16 protein-coding genes, 7 tRNA genes and 1 rRNA gene are annotated in these 19,432 nt (G+C 46.6%); all 24 read right to left on the bottom strand.

Annotation, left to right across the window (positions count from 1 at the left end):
• Nucleotides 1–20: 20 nt before the first annotated feature.
• Nucleotides 21–1,262, bottom strand: coding sequence for a J domain-containing protein (locus FYJ57_RS00120; RefSeq protein WP_154431073.1), 1,242 nt, complete (start codon nt 1,260–1,262; stop codon nt 21–23).
• A complete protein-coding gene (locus tag FYJ57_RS00115) occupies nt 1,250–3,061 on the bottom strand; it encodes an Hsp70 family protein (RefSeq protein ID WP_154431072.1) in 1,812 nt (603 codons plus the stop codon). Before FYJ57_RS00115 ends, FYJ57_RS00120 begins: the two co-directional genes overlap by 13 nt.
• Before the next feature lie 57 nt (nt 3,062–3,118).
• On the bottom strand, nt 3,119–4,123 hold the full coding sequence (locus FYJ57_RS00110; RefSeq protein WP_321070712.1) for an alpha/beta fold hydrolase: 1,005 nt from the start codon (nt 4,121–4,123) through the stop codon (nt 3,119–3,121).
• A gap of 190 nt (nt 4,124–4,313) precedes the next feature.
• Complete coding sequence (locus FYJ57_RS15205; protein WP_235904293.1) at nt 4,314–5,027, bottom strand: hypothetical protein; 714 nt, start codon at nt 5,025–5,027, stop codon at nt 4,314–4,316.
• Nucleotides 5,028–5,309: 282 nt separating this feature from the next.
• Nucleotides 5,310–7,691, bottom strand: coding sequence for a glycoside hydrolase family 2 protein (locus tag FYJ57_RS00100; protein ID WP_205839871.1), 2,382 nt, complete (start codon nt 7,689–7,691; stop codon nt 5,310–5,312).
• A 228-nt stretch (nt 7,692–7,919) separates the two neighbouring features.
• Nucleotides 7,920–8,966, bottom strand: coding sequence for an NAD(P)H-dependent flavin oxidoreductase (locus FYJ57_RS00095; protein ID WP_154431070.1), 1,047 nt, complete (start codon nt 8,964–8,966; stop codon nt 7,920–7,922).
• Nucleotides 8,967–8,974: 8 nt separating this feature from the next.
• Nucleotides 8,975–10,714, bottom strand: a complete 1,740-nt coding sequence (locus tag FYJ57_RS00090; RefSeq protein WP_154431069.1) for an acetyl-CoA carboxylase carboxyltransferase subunit alpha — start codon at nt 10,712–10,714, stop codon at nt 8,975–8,977.
• A 38-nt stretch (nt 10,715–10,752) separates the two neighbouring features.
• Nucleotides 10,753–12,096, bottom strand: a complete 1,344-nt coding sequence (locus tag FYJ57_RS00085; protein ID WP_154431068.1) for an acetyl-CoA carboxylase biotin carboxylase subunit — start codon at nt 12,094–12,096, stop codon at nt 10,753–10,755.
• Nucleotides 12,097–12,106: 10 nt separating this feature from the next.
• On the bottom strand, nt 12,107–12,535 hold the full coding sequence (gene fabZ / locus FYJ57_RS00080; RefSeq protein ID WP_154431067.1) for a 3-hydroxyacyl-ACP dehydratase FabZ: 429 nt from the start codon (nt 12,533–12,535) through the stop codon (nt 12,107–12,109).
• Between the two features lie 53 nt (nt 12,536–12,588).
• Complete coding sequence (accB, locus tag FYJ57_RS00075) at nt 12,589–13,056, bottom strand: acetyl-CoA carboxylase biotin carboxyl carrier protein (RefSeq protein WP_154431066.1); 468 nt, start codon at nt 13,054–13,056, stop codon at nt 12,589–12,591.
• Between the two features lie 3 nt (nt 13,057–13,059).
• Nucleotides 13,060–14,295, bottom strand: coding sequence for a beta-ketoacyl-ACP synthase II (gene fabF, locus FYJ57_RS00070; RefSeq protein WP_154431065.1), 1,236 nt, complete (start codon nt 14,293–14,295; stop codon nt 13,060–13,062).
• Between the two features lie 14 nt (nt 14,296–14,309).
• Entirely contained in the window at nt 14,310–15,080 is a 771-nt protein-coding gene (fabG, locus tag FYJ57_RS00065; RefSeq protein ID WP_227338496.1) for a 3-oxoacyl-[acyl-carrier-protein] reductase, read from the bottom strand.
• Between the two features lie 66 nt (nt 15,081–15,146).
• Nucleotides 15,147–16,076: an ACP S-malonyltransferase gene (fabD, locus tag FYJ57_RS00060; protein WP_118576313.1), complete on the bottom strand. Its 930-nt coding sequence runs from the start codon at nt 16,074–16,076 to the stop codon at nt 15,147–15,149.
• Between the two features lie 248 nt (nt 16,077–16,324).
• On the bottom strand, nt 16,325–17,248 hold the full coding sequence (fabK, locus tag FYJ57_RS00055) for an enoyl-[acyl-carrier-protein] reductase FabK (protein ID WP_022171316.1): 924 nt from the start codon (nt 17,246–17,248) through the stop codon (nt 16,325–16,327).
• A 40-nt stretch (nt 17,249–17,288) separates the two neighbouring features.
• Nucleotides 17,289–17,522 carry an acyl carrier protein gene (gene acpP / locus FYJ57_RS00050; RefSeq protein WP_022171315.1) on the bottom strand — a complete coding sequence of 78 codons (234 nt, stop codon included), beginning with the start codon at nt 17,520–17,522 and terminating at the stop codon, nt 17,289–17,291.
• A 138-nt stretch (nt 17,523–17,660) separates the two neighbouring features.
• On the bottom strand, nt 17,661–18,095 hold the full coding sequence (locus FYJ57_RS00045; RefSeq protein ID WP_235904292.1) for a MerR family transcriptional regulator: 435 nt from the start codon (nt 18,093–18,095) through the stop codon (nt 17,661–17,663).
• Nucleotides 18,096–18,559: 464 nt separating this feature from the next.
• Nucleotides 18,560–18,632: transfer RNA gene (locus FYJ57_RS00040), tRNA-Lys, on the bottom strand.
• Nucleotides 18,633–18,635: 3 nt separating this feature from the next.
• Nucleotides 18,636–18,708 (bottom strand) — tRNA-Phe (locus FYJ57_RS00035).
• 4 nt (nt 18,709–18,712) lie between these two features.
• Nucleotides 18,713–18,786: transfer RNA gene (locus tag FYJ57_RS00030), tRNA-Met, on the bottom strand.
• 29 nt (nt 18,787–18,815) lie between these two features.
• Nucleotides 18,816–18,897 (bottom strand) — tRNA-Tyr (locus FYJ57_RS00025).
• A 50-nt stretch (nt 18,898–18,947) separates the two neighbouring features.
• Nucleotides 18,948–19,020: transfer RNA gene (locus FYJ57_RS00020), tRNA-Thr, on the bottom strand.
• 9 nt (nt 19,021–19,029) lie between these two features.
• Nucleotides 19,030–19,102: transfer RNA gene (locus FYJ57_RS00015), tRNA-Val, on the bottom strand.
• A 58-nt stretch (nt 19,103–19,160) separates the two neighbouring features.
• Nucleotides 19,161–19,234, bottom strand: a tRNA-Asp gene (locus FYJ57_RS00010).
• A 71-nt stretch (nt 19,235–19,305) separates the two neighbouring features.
• Nucleotides 19,306–19,432 (bottom strand): 23S ribosomal RNA (locus FYJ57_RS00005); the annotation flags it as partial.

The raw sequence follows: 19,432 nt of genomic DNA, 5'->3' as shown, positions 1-19,432 counted from the left end.
TTTCTGTTTTTTATAACCTGTTATCGCCGGTTCTTTATCTTCAGCACAATCGCCCTGATTCCAAGAATCACCATCCAGATGATAGATTCGAACCAAACCATTACCACAAGAAAAATTCCGGTGTCTGCATCCCAAAACAAATTGTCGGATATGGTCGTAATCAATCCCAGAAACGACAGCCAGAACAGGATCCCGGCAATCCAGATCTGAGAAATTCCCACGCTGTAATGTGTTCGAAGACCTGCGTATAATATTCCCAGTCCCAGAATCACAACGATCAGCATAAGCATAGTCGAAAAAGAGGACTTCCACTCTTCTCCACAGATTCCCTGTAACTGACCGATTCCAATCGCAGCAAATGCCGCCGCACCCCATACATTTGGATTCTCTTTTTTATTCTTCTGTTCCAGATAACGAATCAGCACCTTCGCTGACTCTGCACCGGATCCGGAATAAATCTTTTGCAGCGTCAGGTACACTTTCCTCTTCACCGGATATTTTTCCAGAAGATCAATCAGTCCGCTGACATATGCTTCCTGCAGCATCACTGCCTTGTTTTCTCTACGGAAGAAGAACGGTTCATACAGTTCCGTCCGATTTCTTCGCCTTCTATCTTCAAGGATCAGTTCCAGTTCATACAGCGAATCCCGGATTGCCCGGCGGGTCTGCTCCTGCAATTTTTCCTGTTCTCTCTGCCAGTCCATTTTTCTTCGCTGTGTTTCCGCTTCCCGTTTCCACTGTTCCCGGCGCTCCGCTTCTTCAAACGCATCAAATCGGAATTCCCATTGACTGATATCCTGATATGCCTCTGTATTTTTTCTCTCCTGTTCAAGAGTTTCTTTTTTCTGCTGAGCCTTCGACTTCTCATTTTCCTGTAGATCTTCTGCGTCTTTTTCTGTCCTTTTCCAGGATTCTTCTGTTGCATCACTCTCTTCAAAATCCTCGTCAAACGATTCTTCCGACTCTTCGCTTTCTTCCTGTTCTTCTTCCTCTTTCCACCGTGTATCAGATTCACACGTTTCTTCTGATTCCCATTCAGATTCCGTCTTTTCTCCGTCTGAAAACCAGTCATCCACCGCATCTGACGACCAGTTTTCCCCCCGGTCGGTCAGAAGCTGATAGGCTTCCTGAATCTGGTTAAATTCCTTCGGATGTTCTTCCGGGTGATATTCCTTCGCCAGTCGTGCATACGCTTCCCGAATTTCTCTTCTTGTGCTTCCCGGCATCAGTTGTAAGATCCGGTATGCTGTCAGCTGGTCCACGAATGATCATCCCCTTCCTTTTTCCAGTACTTCTCCTCGTCCGTTTCTTCATTGTCCGGATCCTGTGCTTCCTCTTCGTCCCACAGATCCCAGTCAGACTCCGATGCATCGAATTCTTCCTCAAACGGATCATAATATTCCAGCATACTGACCGCTTTCTCCAGATACCTTCGGTATCCCTGGATCTGTCTTGGATTCTGTCCGTCCAGAAATTCCTCAAACGTACGGATCATCTGCTGCACCTGTTCTTTCTGTTCCGGATATACTTCCTGGTACAACGCTTCCAGCCGTTCCATCATCTGCTGATTCTCCGACAGATCCCGCGGATGCACCTTCAGTTTCTCCAGCTCCCGAACACGTTCTTCCAGTTCCGCTTCCGGAATTTTCTGAGAAATAATATGTGTTTTTACCACACCGGTAGATACCACCCGGGTATCCACCATCAAAATCCCGTTGATATCATAGGTAAACCGGACATCCACCGCTTCTTTTCCCTTTGGTTTTGGCGGAACCGATATCTCGATTTTCCCAAGAAGCAGATTATCCTGCGCGTAAGTATTTTCTCCCTGATGTACCTCCACAACTACATAATCCTGCTGATCCGATGCCGTATAGAATCTGCGTACTCTCGAACACGGCAGTACCGTATTGCGATTGATGATATTTGCCATATATGCCCGGTCCGGGTCTGCTTCATTTATCGTGGCAACGCCGAGAGAAAACGGGCAGATATCCGTCAGAATATAATCTTTTATCTCTTCTTTTCTCTCTTTCACACCACACACAAGCCCAAGTCCCAGCGCGATCAGCTCGTCACAGTTTCCCTGCACCATAGGTGCTTTATGAAACAGATGGCGGATATACTTCTGAATCAGCGGCATTTTGCTGGATCCTCCTGCCATGACCACCAGATCCACATCATGAATCGTCATTTTCCCGTCTTTCAATGCTCTTCCGATGACCTGACGGATCTCTTTTAACAAAGCTTTACTCTCCTCAAACAACCGGTCCATCGTATAGGTACTCTCATAAACCTGATCCCCCACCATCGCATGCATCACGACCTCTTCCTGCTCGGAAAGCAGCTTTTTGCATCGTTCCGCCTGTTTGAGAAGCACCGCGTATTCCTGCGCACGCAGCTGCTGCCTTGCAACTCCATGTTCCCGTAGAAAATGCTCCGCAATCAATCGGTCAAAATCATCCCCGCCCAGTCGGTTATTTCCCGCCACAGACACAATTTCTACCATTGTATCAAAGCAATCCACCAGTGACACATCCAGCGTTCCTCCACCAAAGTCAAACACCAGCATATTCTGTTCTTCATTTGCTGTAAAATAAGATGCCAGTGCCGCTGCACTTGGCTCATTGACGATCCGTTCCACATGGATCCCTGCAAGTGCTCCGGCACGTTTTACCGCCACTCTCTGTTCATCATGAAAATACGCCGGAACCGAGATCACCGCTTCCTCAATCTCTTCGCCCAGATAATTCTGTGCATCTTCCACGATTGACCGGATCACCAGACTGCTCAGTTCTTCCGGAAGAAAACTTTTTTCTCCAGGCTTCCAGCTGCGCCCGGTTCCCATATCTTTCTTAAAAGAAGAAACTGTCCGTTCCGGATAGGTGATCAGCCGGTCTTTCGCCGTTTGTCCCACAATCAGTTTTCCGTCCTCCGTCATACTGACCACACTCGGTGTAAGATAAGAGCCGTATGCGTTCGGTATCAATTCCGCTTTTCCGTTTCGGTAGACACAACCAAGTGAATTGGTTGTTCCAAGATCAATTCCTATGACTGCCATCTTCTTTTTCCCTCGTATTAGCAATACTGTCTGCTGAATAGTTACCCTGTATCTTTATTATTTTCCCGAACCATCCTTTCCCACCTGCGGCTCTTCCAGAAATGCAAAAATCCGTTTCCAGTATCCCCGCAGGATTCGGCTTCCGGATCCGTAGATTTCATGCTTTGTCCCCGGTACAATGATCATAGTTCCCGAGGTCAGTCCCCGTCTGGCAAGTTTTACCACAAACCGTACCTGTTCCGGCTTTGACACCAGATGATCCTCTGCCGACTGGAAGATCAGCACAGGAGCCTGGATCTGCTTCCACGCTTTCCGTTGCAGATATCTGTTCAGCCGCCCTGCCTGGTACAGCCAGCTGTATGACGCCCCGTTTGTCTGAAACAACGGTTCTTTCTCTTTTTTATCCTGATAATATTCAAACCGCACCTTGCAGGTAGAAGAACTGGTTTCAAAATTTTCCCGTCCCTCATACGGATGCTGTCCGACTACATATTCCGCTCCTTTTCCCTGCTGGCACGCACCGAAAGCGATCTGTTTTGCCACCGGCCACAGGATATTTCCGGTTGCAGGACGGATCATCGGAGAGGAAAGCACCACTTTCGTGAAAAGCTCCGGCTCCTGCGCTGCCTCCGCTGCCGCAAGACCTCCACCCATGGAATGTCCATATAAAAATACCGGAAGTCCAGGGTTTTCTTTTGCTGCCATCTTTGCCACATACAGAAAATCGTTCACATACCGCTGATAATCGTCCACATAAATCAGCGAACTATCCGGTATCAGCCGATAACTTCTTCCATGCCCGCAGTACTCTGGCAGATACACATGATACTGTTTTTTCACAAAATAATAAATCACTTCTTTATATTTTTCCGCAGTTTCCGTAAACCCATGGGAAATCATCACCACACCCTTCGGACTGTCCGCCAGATACCTCTCACAGTAGATTTTCTTCCCCTCTTCCCGTTCCGGCCACAGCACGGACTTGCGGATATCCAGATACGGTTTCACAACATTTTCCATCTGTTCCCGGTAACCCTGCTCACTTAAAATTAATCTCTCCACGCTATTCCTCCAGACTGCTGTTCTATAAAATATATTATAATAGAATTTATCAATCTGTCTACCAAAAAGACTGCTACCAATTTCTGATAACAGCCCTTTTTCATATCTTTTTTACTTGAATTTTATCTCACAGATTACCAGGATTTGTAGTTGTTCATTCCCTTCACAGTTACAACCTACTGAATAGTTATCAGGATTTTTCTTCTGTAATCCTTTCATTCCTGGTATCCATCCGTGTAACCACCATATGTACTATATACGGAACCAGTATCACCGGAATTGCCAGGTAAGCCAGTATGCTGTACGCTTTCTGAATCAATGTCAGCAGTCCGAACTGGGCAATTCCAAAATCCGCCACACAGCATACCAGTGCAACCAATATCTGCATCTTTGTAACTGTCTTTTTCTGTTCCTGTTTTGTCTGCTGTGTTTTCTTTTCCAGACCATGACATATCCTCTGCACCATGGCGGCTACCATATTGACAGCCGTTGACACCGCACCAAGGATGATCAGGACAGAGATCAGCGGTGTCATAAAACGTTTCCCCACACCATTTTGCACCATAAATAATGTCGGCACACTCTGCCGGCTCATCTCAGGCTCCAGATATACGGTCATGATTCCGAGAACGACCATCACCATCAGGATCGCATTTACCACTCCACCGATTGCCATACTCTTTACGGCATCCTTCGGTTTTTCAAATGATTTTGCATGCTGTACAAACACGGCTACATTTGCCAGCTGAAAGGTGCCATATAAGAATGCCACATACACTGCCAGAAGACCGATAATAATACATACAGATAACACCGAAGATACTTTTCTCACCAGATTGGTCCGGTCTACTGCTTTCTGAATCTTTTCATAAGCCGCTTCCAGCGCTCTCTTTCCTCCGATCACCAGAACCGTCTTTCCGTAAGACTCTCAGACCGGTCCGATCTTTTCATAAATCTTATCGCCGATCGAATAACTCGGCAGATGCATCTCATAATTTTCCAGTTTCATAATTGTTCTCCCTTCTTTTCCGCTTAACTACAACAAAATCGCAAAAAAGACGTACAAACCCAAGTATGGGTTCATACGCCTTTGTATTACGTTCCATATCATCTTTCTTCTGATTCTTTTTCATTTCCAAACAGAAATTATAATCAGTATAACATGTATTTCAGGAACTGTGAATGTTTATTTTGCCTCTACCACACAGCTTCCAGCCGCAACGCCGTCCGCTTTCACCGTAATCTTCGTCTCTCCTGCCTCTTTGCTCTTCAGGATCACGATCGCAGTTCCGCGATACAGATGGCATTTGGTATCTGTGATCTGGTCTTCCGTGCATGGATTGCCGCTTCCCACTGCCAGGAAAGTTCCCACACCGTCTGTCTCTACCTGAATCTCCCGTTCATCCTGTGTCAGGCGGTTTCCGTCTGCATCTTTCAGCGTCACGCGAACATAACTCAGGTCTTTGCCGTCTGCCACAAAACTCTCCTCTTCCGGAACCAGTTCCAGTACCGCTGCCTCTTTCGGTGTTACCAGTGTACTTCTGCTGATCTTAGCTCCGTCTTTATAGACAACTCCTTCCAAAATTCCCGGTTCATAAGGAATGTCCATGGAAGCCATCAGTTTCTCGATTGGTTTTCTTCCCAGGCTCTTTCCGTTCAGAACGAATTCCGCCTCATCTCCTGCTCCGTATACATCCACTTTCACCGGTTTTCCAAGCCATTCATCCGCAAAACACCAGCAGTCATTGACATCATACCAATGCCAGTCTGTTCCCCGGAAGTTCTCTCCGAAGTGTTTCGGATGCGTGGTGTAAATACCGGACTTCTTCGTATTTCCCCACATGATTTCACGGTACACCGACTGCGGACGCTGTTCTCCGGTCAGGTCAATATCCGACTGCCAGGATGTTCTCCACGGGTATGGTGCCATAAAATTAAAGTCCTCATGTGCATTTTCCCAGTATACCTTACCGACACCGACTTCACCCATATAATCCACAGCTGCCCAGATGCAGTCACCGATCACATACGGCAGTTCCTCTACTTTTTTCCAGTAATCGTAAGTGGTAAATGAATGTGTCTCCGTTCCGATCATCACACGTTCCGGGAACAGTTCATGGCTCTCCTCATAAACATCTCTCAGATAGTTATATCCCACAATATCCAGCGGTTTACAGTAATTTTCTGTTGCCTTATTCCACACCGAATTATCCTGCATCAAGTTCAGGTCAAAGTTGGTTCCGGCGCTGTCATCCTCATCATCTTCCACTTCCGGCTCCGGAAATACGCCGCAGATTGCAGAAGTCACAAAACGGGTGCTGTCAAATTCGCGGACTTTTGCAGCCAGTTTTCTCGACCACTCTGCTCCGTCGTTTCCACCATCACGCTCTGTGATCTCATTTCCGATCGAGTATGTGATCACACACGGGTGATTCCGGTCACGGCGTACCATGTATTCGATATCTCTCGCCCACCACTCTTCAAAATAAAGATGATAGTCCAACGGCATCTTGCCAAGCCGCCATACATCAAATGCCTCATCCATCAGAAGCATACCGACGCGGTCACATACCTTTAACATCGCCATGGACGGCGGATAATGACTGATGCGGACGGTATTATAGCCGGCTTTTTTCAGAATCTGAATCTTTCTCTCTTCCGCTTTCGGGTATGCGCACGCACCAAGGAATCCGTTATCGTGATGGATACAGCCGCCCTTCAGGTTCATCTTCTTTCCATTCAGCCGGAATCCGTTGACCGCATCCACTTCAATCTTTCGGATACCAAAAGTATCTTCCGCCTGATCCGTAACTTCTCCGTCTTTGCTGACGGTAATACGGTAGGTATACAGATACGGATGTTCCAGATCCCAAAGCGAAGGATTTTCCACAGTCACCTGTACATTCTCCTTCTGTTTTCCACATACCTGCATGGTTTTCTCCACTTTTCCGACAACTTTTCCACCGGCGTCCAGGATTTCACACCGATAGTCCACGGTCTCTTCGATATCGGTTCCGGTGATCACGGCATCTACATTTACCACCGCTTCTTTTTCACCGATTTCCGGTGTGGTCACGAACACATTCCACGGCTCCACACAAATCGGACCTCCCACCCACAGGCATACATCACGGTAGAGTCCGCCGCCACTGTACCAACGGGTTGACGGCTGTCTGCTCTGGGTGATCAGTTTCAGTTTATTTTTCTTCCCATCAAAACGAAGCGCCGGTGTCAGATCCACCTGGAACGGAATATAGCCGTTTGGATGCATCGCAAGCAATGTCGTATTCAACAGCACTTCCAGATTCATGTACGCCCCGTCGATATCCAGAATGACCTTCTTTCCTTCCCACTCTTTCGGGATATCCAGCGTCTTCTTATACACACCTTCCCCGTTTCCGAAATATCCGTTTGCCGGTCCACCCGGTGCATCTGCACTTCTCGGTTTTCCCACGATAAAATCATGCGGCAGATCCACCTTCTGACTCGGCGGTGTGGCAAATACGAAGCTCATGCTCTCATCACTCTCATAAAAATCCCAGTTTTTGTCTAACCCAATACGTTGCATAATTTTATCCTCCTGTTCTTTTTTCACCCATATATTCATAACTGCCTGATTTTTTGCAGTTATGCTCCTTTTTTCATTTCACAGATGTAAATCTTCACTGTTTTTATTATATTTCGTTTCCAGATTTCCGGCAATGAAATCTCTGTTTTTCAAAAAAGACGCGTGGAAAATATTTTTTTCTTTTCCACACGTCTTACTGTTCTTATATTTCTTATTCGTTTTTCTCTCTCACGCAAATTCCGCCATAATATCCGCCACATGCTCCATCTTTTCACATCGCCATGCGTTTTCCCCGCAAAACAGCAGTGCATCATCCGTCTCACCCTTTGCTGCATGCACCAGCGCTCTGGTGATACAGTATGGTGTGTTCGCCGGATTACAGGTAGCGATACACTGATAGCATTTTTTAATTGACTCTCGCCTGCTTTCTTTTTCCTCCAAAAACCGGTTTCGTATCGCCCGTCCCGGCATTCCTACCGGGCTGTCCACGATCACAATATCTTCTTTCTTTGCATGCAGATAGGTCTGTTTATACGCCTCGGAGGCATCGCATTCCCAGGTTGTCACAAACCGGGTTCCCATCTGTACGCCGTCGGCTCCCAGTTCCATTGCATGAAGCATATCTTCTCTGGTAAAGATCCCTCCTGCCACAACCACCGGAATCTCTTTTCCATACTTGTCCGCATATTTTTTCACTTCGGCAAGAATTCCCCTGATCTCCTGATCATAGGTTACCGGGGTAAATTCCTCCAGCTGCTTTCTGGAAAATCCAAGATGTCCTCCGGCTTTCGGTCCTTCGATCACCACAAGATCCGGCATCCGCTGGTAATGATGATCCCAAAAGCGGCAGATCACTCTCGCCGCCTTCACCGTGGATACGATCGGTGCAATCTTCGTCTTGCTTCCCGCAACCAGTTTTGGCAGTTCCATGGGAAGTCCTGCACCGGAAATAATCAGGTCAATCCCGGCTTTCACGGCTGCTTTTGCATACTCCGCATACTGCTTCGTTGCCACCATGATATTCACACCCAGGATCCCGCCCTTGGCAATCTCTCTGGCTTTTTGGATCTCTTCTCCGATCACCCGCAGATTGGTTTTTATGGGATCTTTTTCAAACTCCGGATCCCGATACCCGATCTGTGCCGTGGAAATCACTCCTACACCGCCGCAGGCTGCCACACTTCCCGCCAGCCCGGAAAGACTGATTCCGACACCCATACCTCCCTGGATCACAGGAATTCTGGCTGTAAGTTCTCCTATTTTCAATGTTTTCATCTTTTCTCCTACATCCGACGAAATCTTTCGTACCGTTCTTCCACAATCTGTTCTCTCGTCTTCTGACAACTTTTCCGCAAAAACCCATCCAGATCTTCTCTGATCTCTTCTGCAATCTCCGGAAGATTCTCCTCATTCGCCGGTTCCGGTTCCCTGATCACTTTTTCAATAATCTGCAATTTTTTCAGATCTTTCGCCGTGATCTTCATCACCTCAGAAGCCTCTTTCGCCCGTTTTCCATCTTTCCACAAAATCGAGGCAAACCCCTCCGGTGACAGAATGGAATATGTTGCATTTTCCATCATCCAGACTTCATCCGTCACTGCCAGTCCCAGCGCACCACCACTGCCGCCTTCTCCGATCAGAATGCTGACCATTGGTGTCTGGATTCCGGACATCTCCAGCAGATTTCTGGCGATGGCTTCTCCCTGTCCCCGTTCTTCTGCCTCGATGCCGCAGGCCGCTCCCGGTGTATCCACAAAGGTAACTACCGGCCGACCGAATTTTTCTGCCTGCTTCATCAGACGAAGCGCTTTCCGATAGCCTTCCGGAGACGCCATACCGAAGTTTCGGTAAATGTTTTCCTTTACATTCTTTCCCTTCTGCTGCCCGATCACCGTCACCGGCTGTCCGCCAAACATGGCAATTCCGCCGATCACCGCTCCGTCATCCCGAAACGACCGGTCACCGTGAAGTTCCAGAAAATCATCAAAGACCTGCTGCACATAGGAAAGTGTTGTAGGACGTTCCTTACTCCTTGAGATTTCCACCCGTTCCCACGCAGTCAGTTCTTTTTTATCGCATCCCGCTGCTTTTCCACGACTGTTCCTGATTTCCGGCAGGTTTTCCACATTTTGCGTATCTCCATAGTGGATATATTGCAACGCATCCTGATGAATATTCAAAAGTTTCCACACAGTCTCTTTTAATTCCTGCCGTTTAACCACACCATCGATGATTCCCTTTTCCACCAGGAATTCTGCCCTCTGAAATCCCTCCGGCAGTTTCTGTCCGATGGTCTGCGCGATCACTCTCGGTCCTGCAAATCCGATCAGTGCCCCCGGTTCTGCCAGGATCACATCTCCAAGCATCGCAAAACTTGCCGTCACCCCGCCGGTGGTCGGATCGGTCAGTACAGGAAGATAAAAAAGACCTGCTTCACTGTGTTTCCGGATCGCCGCAGAGGTTTTTGCCATCTGCATCAGAGATACGATTCCCTCCTGCATTCTGGCACCACCGGAACTGGTAAACAGTACCACCGGCAGTTTTTCTTCCGTCGCCCGTTCAAAAGCTCTCGTAATTTTTTCACCTACGACATACCCCATGCTTCCCATCAGGAAACGGGCATCGCAGACACCAAGTACTGTCTCCAGACCATTCACCATGCATTTTCCCACAGTAACTGCTTCATGAAGTTTTGTCTTCTCCTGCAGATCTGCAATCCTTTCTTCATATCCCGGATATTCCAGCGGATTTTCCGTTTCCAGATCGGTAAACCACTCCTGAAATGTTCCCGTGTCTGCAACCATGCGGATCCTAGTTCTGGTTCCGATCCGGAAATATCCCTCGCACTTCGGGCATACATATCCATGTGCTTTTACATCATCCCGATATACTACTTCTCCGCATTTCGGACACTTAAGCCACAATCCTTCCGGTGCCGATGGCTCTTTTTTTTCCTGATTCCTGTCTTCTCTGTCCCGGAACAGAACTGCCGTCTTTTTAAACATATGTTTTAATTTCGCCATAGTTAAAACCTCCTGTCTGCCCGGACAGGTTTTCTGTCCTACAGATTAAAATGCATCGGGATAAAATCCGTTGTGATCTCTCCCGCCTGAAAATCCTCATTATCTAATATCTCATACTGAAAATCCACGTTGGTTGTCACACCATCTATGATCAGTTCTCCCAGCGTACTGCGCATCTTATCGATGGCCTCCTGTCTGGTTCTTCCATGCACAATTACTTTCGCTATCATAGAATCATAAAATGGCGGAATCTCATACCCGTTATAGGCTGCCGTATCGATCCGTACACCATTTCCACCGGGCAGATGGATTGCTTCGATGACTCCTGGACACGGCCGAAAATGATGAGCAGGATCCTCTGCATTGATCCTGCATTCCATCGCATGTCCCTGCAGGTGAATATCTTCCTGTTTTACTGAGAGTGGTTCCCCTGCTGCCACCCGGATCATCTCTTTCATCAGATCCACGCCGGAAACCATTTCTGTCACCGGATGTTCCACCTGGATCCGTGTATTCATTTCCATAAAATAAAAATTTTTTTCCTTATCCAGTAAAAATTCAATGGTACCGGCACTTTCGTAATGTACAGCCTTTGCTGCACGCACTGCCGCATCACCCATCTGTCTGCGAAGTTCCGGTGTCAGTGCCACACTGGGAGATTCTTCGATCATCTTCTGATGATTTCTCTGGATCGAACAGTCCCGTTCTCCGAACTGCACAACATTTCCAAACTTATCTGCCATGATCTGAAACTCTATATGTCTCGGTTCCTGCACATATTTTTCGATATACATGGTGTTATCTCCGAATCCACGTACTGACTCTAACTGGGCTACCTGAAAGTTCTCCTCAAAGTCGTCCGGTCCAAAGGCAATCCGCATCCCTTTTCCACCGCCTCCGGAAGATGCCTTGATCATCACCGGGTATCCTATGTCTTCTGCCATAGCTGCTCCCCGTTTTGCGTCATAGACCGGTTCTTTTGTTCCCGGAACCACCGGAACACCAGCTTCTATCATTGTCAACCTTGCCTGCGATTTATTTCCCATCTTGTCCATCATCTCCGCAGTCGGTCCGATGAACGTAATATTACATTTTTCACACATTTCCACAAACCGGCTGTTCTCTGACAAAAAACCAAATCCAGGATGTATCGCATCCGCTTTTGTTGCGATACATGCACTCAGAATCTGCTCCATATTCAGATAACTGTCTGTCGCCGCTGCCGGTCCGATACAAACAGCCTCATCTGCCAGCTGGGTATGCAGTGCTTCCCGGTCTGCCTCCGAATAAACTGCTACCGTAGCGATTCCTATCTCTCTGCAGGCACGGATGATCCGCACTGCGATCTCTCCTCTGTTTGCAATCAATATTTTCCGAAACATGTTTGTTCTCCTATCCAATGGCTACCGTAAGTTCTGCCGTTGCTGCCACTTTTCCATCTACCGTAGCTGTTGCTTTTGCAATCGCAACCGGTCCCTTCTGTTTGATCAGTTCCGTCTCCAGCATCAAAACATCCCCCGGAACCACCTTTTTCTTAAATCGACAGTTGTTAATCCCACCAAAATAAGCAGTCTTTCCTTTGAACTTCTCACAGCTTAAGATACATACCGCACCCACCTGCGCCAGTGCCTCAATGATCAGCACTCCCGGCATCACCGGCTCCTGTGGAAAGTGTCCACGGAAATAATACTCATCATATGTCACACATTTTTTTCCTGCTGCCCGTACCCCCGGTACCAGTTCTTCTATGGTATCCACCAGAAGAAACGGATGCCGGTGTGGGATAATATCCATGATTTCTTTTGTTGTTAACACTGACATAAACTCTGTTACCTCCTGCACACAAACATATGGTTTTCATGTATTTTCAGTCATTACCCGATAACAAATAAAGGCTGTCCATACTCTGCCATCTGTCCGTTCTCAATCAGAATCTCTCTTACCACTCCGTCGTACTCACTCTCAATCTCATTCATCAGCTTCATCGCCTCGATGATTCCCAGAGTCTGTCCCTTTTTCACTGTATCACCCACGCTGACAAATGCTTCCGCATCCGGTGCCGAAGCCGCATAAAAGGTTCCCACCAGAGGAGCCTTTACTGTCTTTCCTTCCGGCTGGCATTCCTCCTGCTGCTCCTGTTTCCCATTAAAACTGCCAGAACCGGTCGATACTGTATCTGCGTTTCCTGCCACTGCAGGCATCACCTGCATCCCGGTCTGCTCCACGACCACCTGTTTTTCTTTTCCCATGGAGATCTTCAGATCGCCGTCTTTCATGGTAAAGGAAGTCAATTCTGACTCGGAAACCGTTTTTATCAATGTCAGAAGATTTTCAAATTCCATTTTTTACTCTCCCCACTTTTTCACAAGAATGCTCGCGTTATGTCCACCGAATCCCAGCGAATTCGAAAGTGCATATTCCAGATCTTCTTCCACACCGTCACCTGCCACATAATTCAAGTCCATTTCCTCGTCCGGTGTCGTATATCCCGCCGTTGCATGAATAAATCTGTCCTGAATCTCTTTCACGCAGGTAATAAATTCCACAGCCCCTGCAGCGCCCAGCAAATGGCCTACCATAGACTTGGTAGAATTCACCTTCATCTCGTACGCATGCTCTCCGAACAGTTTTTTGATTGCTCTCGTCTCGAACAGATCATTGTGATGTGTCGCAGTTCCATGTGCATTGATATACATCAGTTCCTCTTTTTTCACTCCCGCTTCTTCCAGTGCCAGTTCCATCGCTTTCGCAGCCCCGGAACCGTCCTCTGCCGGCGAAGTAATATGATACGCATCACTGGTTGCACCATATCCGACAACCTCCGCAAGAATCTTCGCGCCACGCTGTTTCGCATGCTCCAATTCTTCCAGAACAACCACTCCGGATCCCTCTCCCATGACAAATCCACTTCTGTTTTTGTCAAATGGAAGTGAACACTTCTCCGGATCGTCTACCGTAGAAAGTGCTGTCAATGCGGTAAAACCAGCCACACCGACCGGGCAGATACTTGCTTCCGTACCGCCCGCCAGCATCACATCCGCATCTCCACATTGGATACTGCGATATGCCTCTCCGATGGAATGTGTTCCCGTTGCACACGCGGTTACCACATTCAGACTTTTTCCTTTCAGTCCCAGTTGAATCGAAACATTCCCTGCTGCCATGTTGGAGATCATCAGTGGAACCAGAAGTGGATTTACTCTGGAAGGTCCTTTCTCCGCAATTTTTAGGCATGCCGTCTCTGCTGCCTGCAGACTTCCGATTCCCGATCCGATGGAACATCCCACGCGAAACGGATCTTCTTTTTCCATATCCAGTCCCGCCTGTTCAAACGCCTCCTTTGCTGCAGCCACCGCATACTGGCAGAACAACTCCATTCTCTTTGCTGCCTTAAAGTCCATATAGTCTTTCCCTGCAAAGTCTTTCACTTCCGCAGCAATATGTACTTTATAATCCGTCGTATCAAACCGGGTAATCTCACCAAATCCCAGTGTCTTTTTCTTAACATTTTCCCAGAACGTATCCACACCGATCCCAATCGGTGTCACAGCACCCATTCCGGTCACCACAACTCGTCTCATAGTCTCTCCTTTCTTTACATCGCCATACCGCCATCTACACAGATAACCTGTCCGGTAATATAATCTGCTTTTTCAGACGCAAGAAATGCCACCGTATTGGCAATATCCTGTGTCTCTCCGAATCTTCCCAGTGGAATCTGTGCTACTGCTGCCTCTTTCACCTGACTTGAAAGTACTTCTGTCATCTCCGTATGAACAAATCCCGGGGCTACCGCATTGACCGTAATGCCTCTGCTTGCCAGTTCCCTCGCCACCGTCTTTGTAAGTCCGATAATTCCTGCCTTCGATGCTGCATAATTTGCCTGTCCTGCATTTCCCAACACACCGGACACTGATGCAATGTTGATGATTTTCCCACTTTTCTGTTTCAGGAAATACCGCGACAGATGGCGGATTGTATGAAAACATCCCTTCAGGTTGGTTTCCACGACCGCATCAAACTCTTCTTCACTCATTCGCAGGATCAGATTATCTCTGGTAATTCCCGCATTATTTACCAGCACATCTACATGCCCGTAACTTTTTATCAGCTCCTTTGCCATTGCTTCTGTCTGCTGATAATCCGCCACATCACACTGATAAAGAACGCCGTCGCCACCATTTTTCCGGATTTCTTCCAGCACATTCTTTGCCCTCGCTTCCGATCCGCAGTAATTGACAACTACAAACATTCCTTCTTTTGCCAAAGTGAGACTGATCTGTCTTCCTATCCCCCGACTTGCTCCTGTCACCAGTGCTACTTTTTTCTCCATCGCTGCTCCTTTCACCGAAAGTTCATTTTTCATATTTCCTGTAAACTTTGATTATTTGTACCTGTTCAGCAGTTAACTGTGAGGGTACTGAACAGTTACTTACTGTTTTTCACCCAACATCTTTACAACCGCGTCCAGATCTTCTACTTTTTCAATGTGTAATCCAGTTACATTTTTATTGATTTTCTTCAAAAATCCCGTCAGTGTTCTTCCCGGTCCGATCTCGATAAACGTATCCACACCATCCGCAATCATCCGTTCCACACTCTGCTGCCACTTCACAGAAGAATACACCTGTCTGCCAAGCAGTTCCTTGATCTCAGAAGGCTCTGTCACATATTCTGCTGTCACATTTGTGACATACGGTGTGGAAAATGCTCTCAGTTCCACCTGCTCCAACACTTTTCCAAGTTTCTCCCCGGCTTCTTTTAACATTGCTGAGTGAAACGGCCCGCTGACATTTAACGGGATACATCTTCGCGCCCCCGCCTCTTTCAGCTTCTCAGCCGCCACTGCCACTGCACCTTCCTCTCCGGTAATCACAATCTGTCCCGGACAGTTATAATTGGCTACCGAAACGATGCCTTCCGTCTCGTCGCAGATTTTCGCAATCTTTTCTCCGTCCATTCCAAGAACTGCACACATAGCACCACCTGTAGGCACTGCTTCCTGCATCAGGATGCCTCTCTGTCTTACTACACGGAACACATCCTCCAAAGACATGGCTCCTGCAGTCAGAATCGCTCCATACTCTCCAAGGCTTAACCCGGCAGCTACATCTGCCTTCACACCCTTTTCCTGTAAAGCTGCCAGAATTGCCGCTTCCGTCGTTAACATGGCAATCTGCGTATATTCTGTAATATCAATCTGCTCATTTTTTTCAAAACAAAGTCCCGGAAGGTTCAATCCGGTCACTTCTGACGCAATTGTATACACCTTCCTGGATACAGAAATCTGTTCGTAAAACTCCTTACCCATTCCCACATACTGCGCGCCCTGTCCCGGAAAAACAAATGCCAGTTTACCCATGAATGTCTCCTTCTATAATTTGATTTTCAAAGTATTTATTTAAATTTTTGTGGCGACAAAATCAGATTCCCATACCTGTTATTTCTATCGCCACTTTTTATTTTTCTTATTTTATGATACCAGGGTTCCAAGATATACAAAGCAAAATGCCATCACCGAAAGTAATTTACTCAAGCAACGAGTCAAAGGCCGTGTTCGCACGGAACTTTGATGAGTGCCACGATAACGATACTTTCCTGTTTTTCATTTTAGCAATGCAACAATTTCTCAGCTTCAGTCATAATTTCCTGCAGAATCTCCTTACAGCTCTGTCTCTTACTCACCAGACCTGCAATCTGCCCTGCCATCACTGTACCGTTTAAAATGTCCCCGTCCATAACTGCTTTCCGAAGAGAACCAAGTGTCATCCGTTCCAGTTCCTCAAACGGTACACCTTCCTGTTCCTTTTTGATATATTCCTTCGTCATCTGATTTCTCAGACACCGAACCGGATGTCCTGTACTCTGACCGGTTACTACAGAATCAATATCTTTTGCTTTCACGATTCTGTCTTTATAGTTATCATGAACAATCGATTCGTCTGCCACTACAAAACGGGTTCCCATCTGCACTCCCTCTGCTCCGAGCATAAAAGAAGCAGCAACACCGCGTCCGTCTCCAATTCCACCTGCAGCAATTACCGGAATATTTACCGCATCCACAATCTGTGGAATTAACGCCATCGTTGTCTGATTTCCAATGTGACCTCCGGCTTCCATGCCCTCTGCTACTACCGCATCCGCACCATATCGTTCCATTCTCTTTGCCATAGCTACTGATGCAACAACCGGAATCACCTTAACACCAGCTTCCTTCCACATCGGCATATATTTCTCCGGATTTCCGGCACCTGTGGTGACCGCCTGAATTCCTTCTTCTACTACGATTTTTGCCACTTCATCAGCATTCGGGTTCAGAAGCATAATATTTACACCAAATGGTTTATCAGTCAGTTCTTTTGCCTTTCTGATCTCTTCCCTCACAATTTCCGGAGGTGCACTTGCCGCACCGATCAGACCAAATCCGCCTGCCTCAGATACTGCCGCCGCCAGATGATGTTCTGCCACCCAGGCCATACCCCCCTGAATAATCGGATACTCAATCTGTAAAAGTTCTGTTACTTTCGTCTTCATCTGCTTCTGTCTCCTTCCCTGCTTTCAGAAAAGGTGTGGATTATGCCTCCACACCTTTATTCTTCAGATATTCCATAACTGCTCCAACTGTTGTCAGTTCAGCCAGTTCTTCAGACGGGATCTCAACTTCATATTTTTCTTCCAGTGCCATCACCAGTTCAAACAGATCTAGAGAATCTGCACCCAGGTCATCCTTAAATGAAGTTGTTTCTGTAATACTGCTCTCCTCACAGTTCAACTGTTCCGCGATCATCTCTTTCATTTCTTCTAACATCGTTATTCTCCTTTACACATGTTTCTTATTATCAATAATTTTAGTTTCCAATGTTTTGACTTTCAAAGTATAATACACAAACAGTGTTTTGTCAATGAATTCTTTTTTGATTTTCAAAGTATTTTTAACGATTATTTTTTATTTATATTCTTCCCACCGTGGTTTTTCTTCACCCTTTTTCAATGCGTCCCGGATATCCGAATAAAAATGCAATTTTTTCTGTACATGCATATAATCTTTTTCCAGTTCATTCAGCTGTTGTTCCACAGACTTTTTTCGTTCTTCCAGCAATTTCACAATATCATCGATAGATTCGTCCTCTGTCTCCTCATACTGAAAAAACTTCTGCAAATCTCCGATTGTCATCCCTGCCCGCTTAAAACAGCAGATAGTTGCCAGACGATTTATGTGCATCTCATAATAGACTCTCTGATTTCCTTTCGTCCTTCCAACTTTTGTTAATATTCCTTCATCCTCATAATATCGCAACGTTGAAACCGGAAGATCAAACATCTTTGAAATCTCCCGGATAGAATATGTTTTTTCTGTTTGTTCTGATATCATTTTTTTCATCTTTTATCATCTCTCCTGCAGACCCATTACTTTTACAGACAATTTAATGGATGCCGCACCATTTACAGAAGAAGAACTGAAAAAGATCGATGAAATCTCTTTAACCTGATTCTTCCTTTCATGCAGAAAAGAAGTCCCTCCCGTCATATCTGTCGATCGGGAGGGCTTTTTTCGTATGTTCCTGCATAATAAATGTACAGGATCTACAAATCTATACACCCTTTCAGATTATAAATTTGAATGGATCCACAAAAGAAACTTTCGGGATGCGTGATATCGAGCAAACCTTTAATTAACACTGACATCTTTTTAAATGCACTTCGCGAATGTTACTCGTTATTGCGACAGTCGCCAAACCATGAGATCTTGGCGACTGTCGCGTAAATCAGAATTGGTCCGCTGAACCAATTATTGCTATTAAATACAAAAAAACCGTTTTCATATAATATGAAAACGGTTGAAAATGAGGCATCGGGGATTCGAACCCCGGACAACTTGATTAAAAGTCAAGTGCTCTACCAACTGAGCTAATACCCCATATGCCCAGAACCGGAATCGAACCAGTGACACGAGGATTTTCAGTCCTCTGCTCTACCAACTGAGCTATCTGGGCAAGATTGCGGGAGCAGGATTTGAACCTGCGACCTTCGGGTTATGAGCCCGACGAGCTTCCAGACTGCTCCATCCCGCGATAGTATTAACATCACCTTTAAGTGATAATGGATGGAGGTGGATTCGAACCACCGAAGCAATTTGCAGCAGATTTACAGTCTGTCCCCTTTGGCCACTCGGGAATCCATCCAAAATATCGCATATTCAATTGTACGATATTGTATTGATTTCTCAATACAAAGCCGATGATCGGACTCGAACCGATAACCTGCTGATTACAAATCAGCTGCTCTGCCAATTGAGCCACATCGGCTTAAAAAAATGGGACCTACAGGGCTCGAACCTGTGACCCTCTGCTTGTAAGGCAGATGCTCTCCCAGCTGAGCTAAGATCCCATTATTTTTGACACACTCTGCAATTCTTGAACCACTGGTCGTTCATGCTTTGTGTGAACGACCCAGACGGGACTCGAACCCGTGACCTCCGCCGTGACAGGGCGGCGCTCTAACCAACTGAGCCACTGGGCCATCTGATCATGTACCTTCAAAACTGCACACACGTAACATCCTTCTTCCTACTGCTTTGCGATCGACCGTTCCAGGTCAAACCCTCGACCGATTAGTAACAGTCAGCTCCATACATTACTGCACTTCCACCTCTGCCCTATCTACCTCGTCGTCTTCAAGGGGTCTTACTTCTTTCGAATGGGATATCTCATCTTGAGG

Source organism: Oliverpabstia intestinalis, from assembly GCF_009696065.1.
GTDB classification, from domain to species: domain Bacteria; phylum Bacillota; class Clostridia; order Lachnospirales; family Lachnospiraceae; genus Oliverpabstia; species Oliverpabstia intestinalis.
This window is presented reverse-complemented; position numbering and strand designations above follow the sequence as displayed.

Excerpts from the sequence above, each read along its gene's own strand:
- accB (WP_154431066.1), bottom strand. The coding sequence starts at position 13,056 with ATGGAATTTGAAAATCTTCTGACATTGATAAAAACGGTTTCCGAGTCA.
- FYJ57_RS00045 (WP_235904292.1), bottom strand. The coding sequence starts at position 18,095 with ATGAAAAAAATGATATCAGAACAAACAGAAAAAACATATTCTATCCGG.
- fabF (WP_154431065.1), bottom strand. The coding sequence starts at position 14,295 with ATGAGACGAGTTGTGGTGACCGGAATGGGTGCTGTGACACCGATTGGG.
- FYJ57_RS00090 (WP_154431069.1), bottom strand. The coding sequence starts at position 10,714 with ATGGCGAAATTAAAACATATGTTTAAAAAGACGGCAGTTCTGTTCCGG.
- fabZ (WP_154431067.1), bottom strand. The coding sequence starts at position 12,535 with ATGTCAGTGTTAACAACAAAAGAAATCATGGATATTATCCCACACCGG.
- FYJ57_RS00095 (WP_154431070.1), bottom strand. The coding sequence starts at position 8,966 with ATGAAAACATTGAAAATAGGAGAACTTACAGCCAGAATTCCTGTGATC.
- fabK (WP_022171316.1), bottom strand. The coding sequence starts at position 17,248 with ATGAAGACGAAAGTAACAGAACTTTTACAGATTGAGTATCCGATTATT.
- FYJ57_RS00115 (WP_154431072.1), bottom strand. The coding sequence starts at position 3,061 with ATGGCAGTCATAGGAATTGATCTTGGAACAACCAATTCACTTGGTTGT.
- acpP (WP_022171315.1), bottom strand. The coding sequence starts at position 17,522 with ATGTTAGAAGAAATGAAAGAGATGATCGCGGAACAGTTGAACTGTGAG.
- FYJ57_RS00100 (WP_205839871.1), bottom strand. The coding sequence starts at position 7,691 with ATGCAACGTATTGGGTTAGACAAAAACTGGGATTTTTATGAGAGTGAT.
- fabG (WP_227338496.1), bottom strand. The coding sequence starts at position 15,080 with ATGAAAAATGAACTTTCGGTGAAAGGAGCAGCGATGGAGAAAAAAGTA.
- FYJ57_RS00085 (WP_154431068.1), bottom strand. The coding sequence starts at position 12,096 with ATGTTTCGGAAAATATTGATTGCAAACAGAGGAGAGATCGCAGTGCGG.
- fabD (WP_118576313.1), bottom strand. The coding sequence starts at position 16,076 with ATGGGTAAACTGGCATTTGTTTTTCCGGGACAGGGCGCGCAGTATGTG.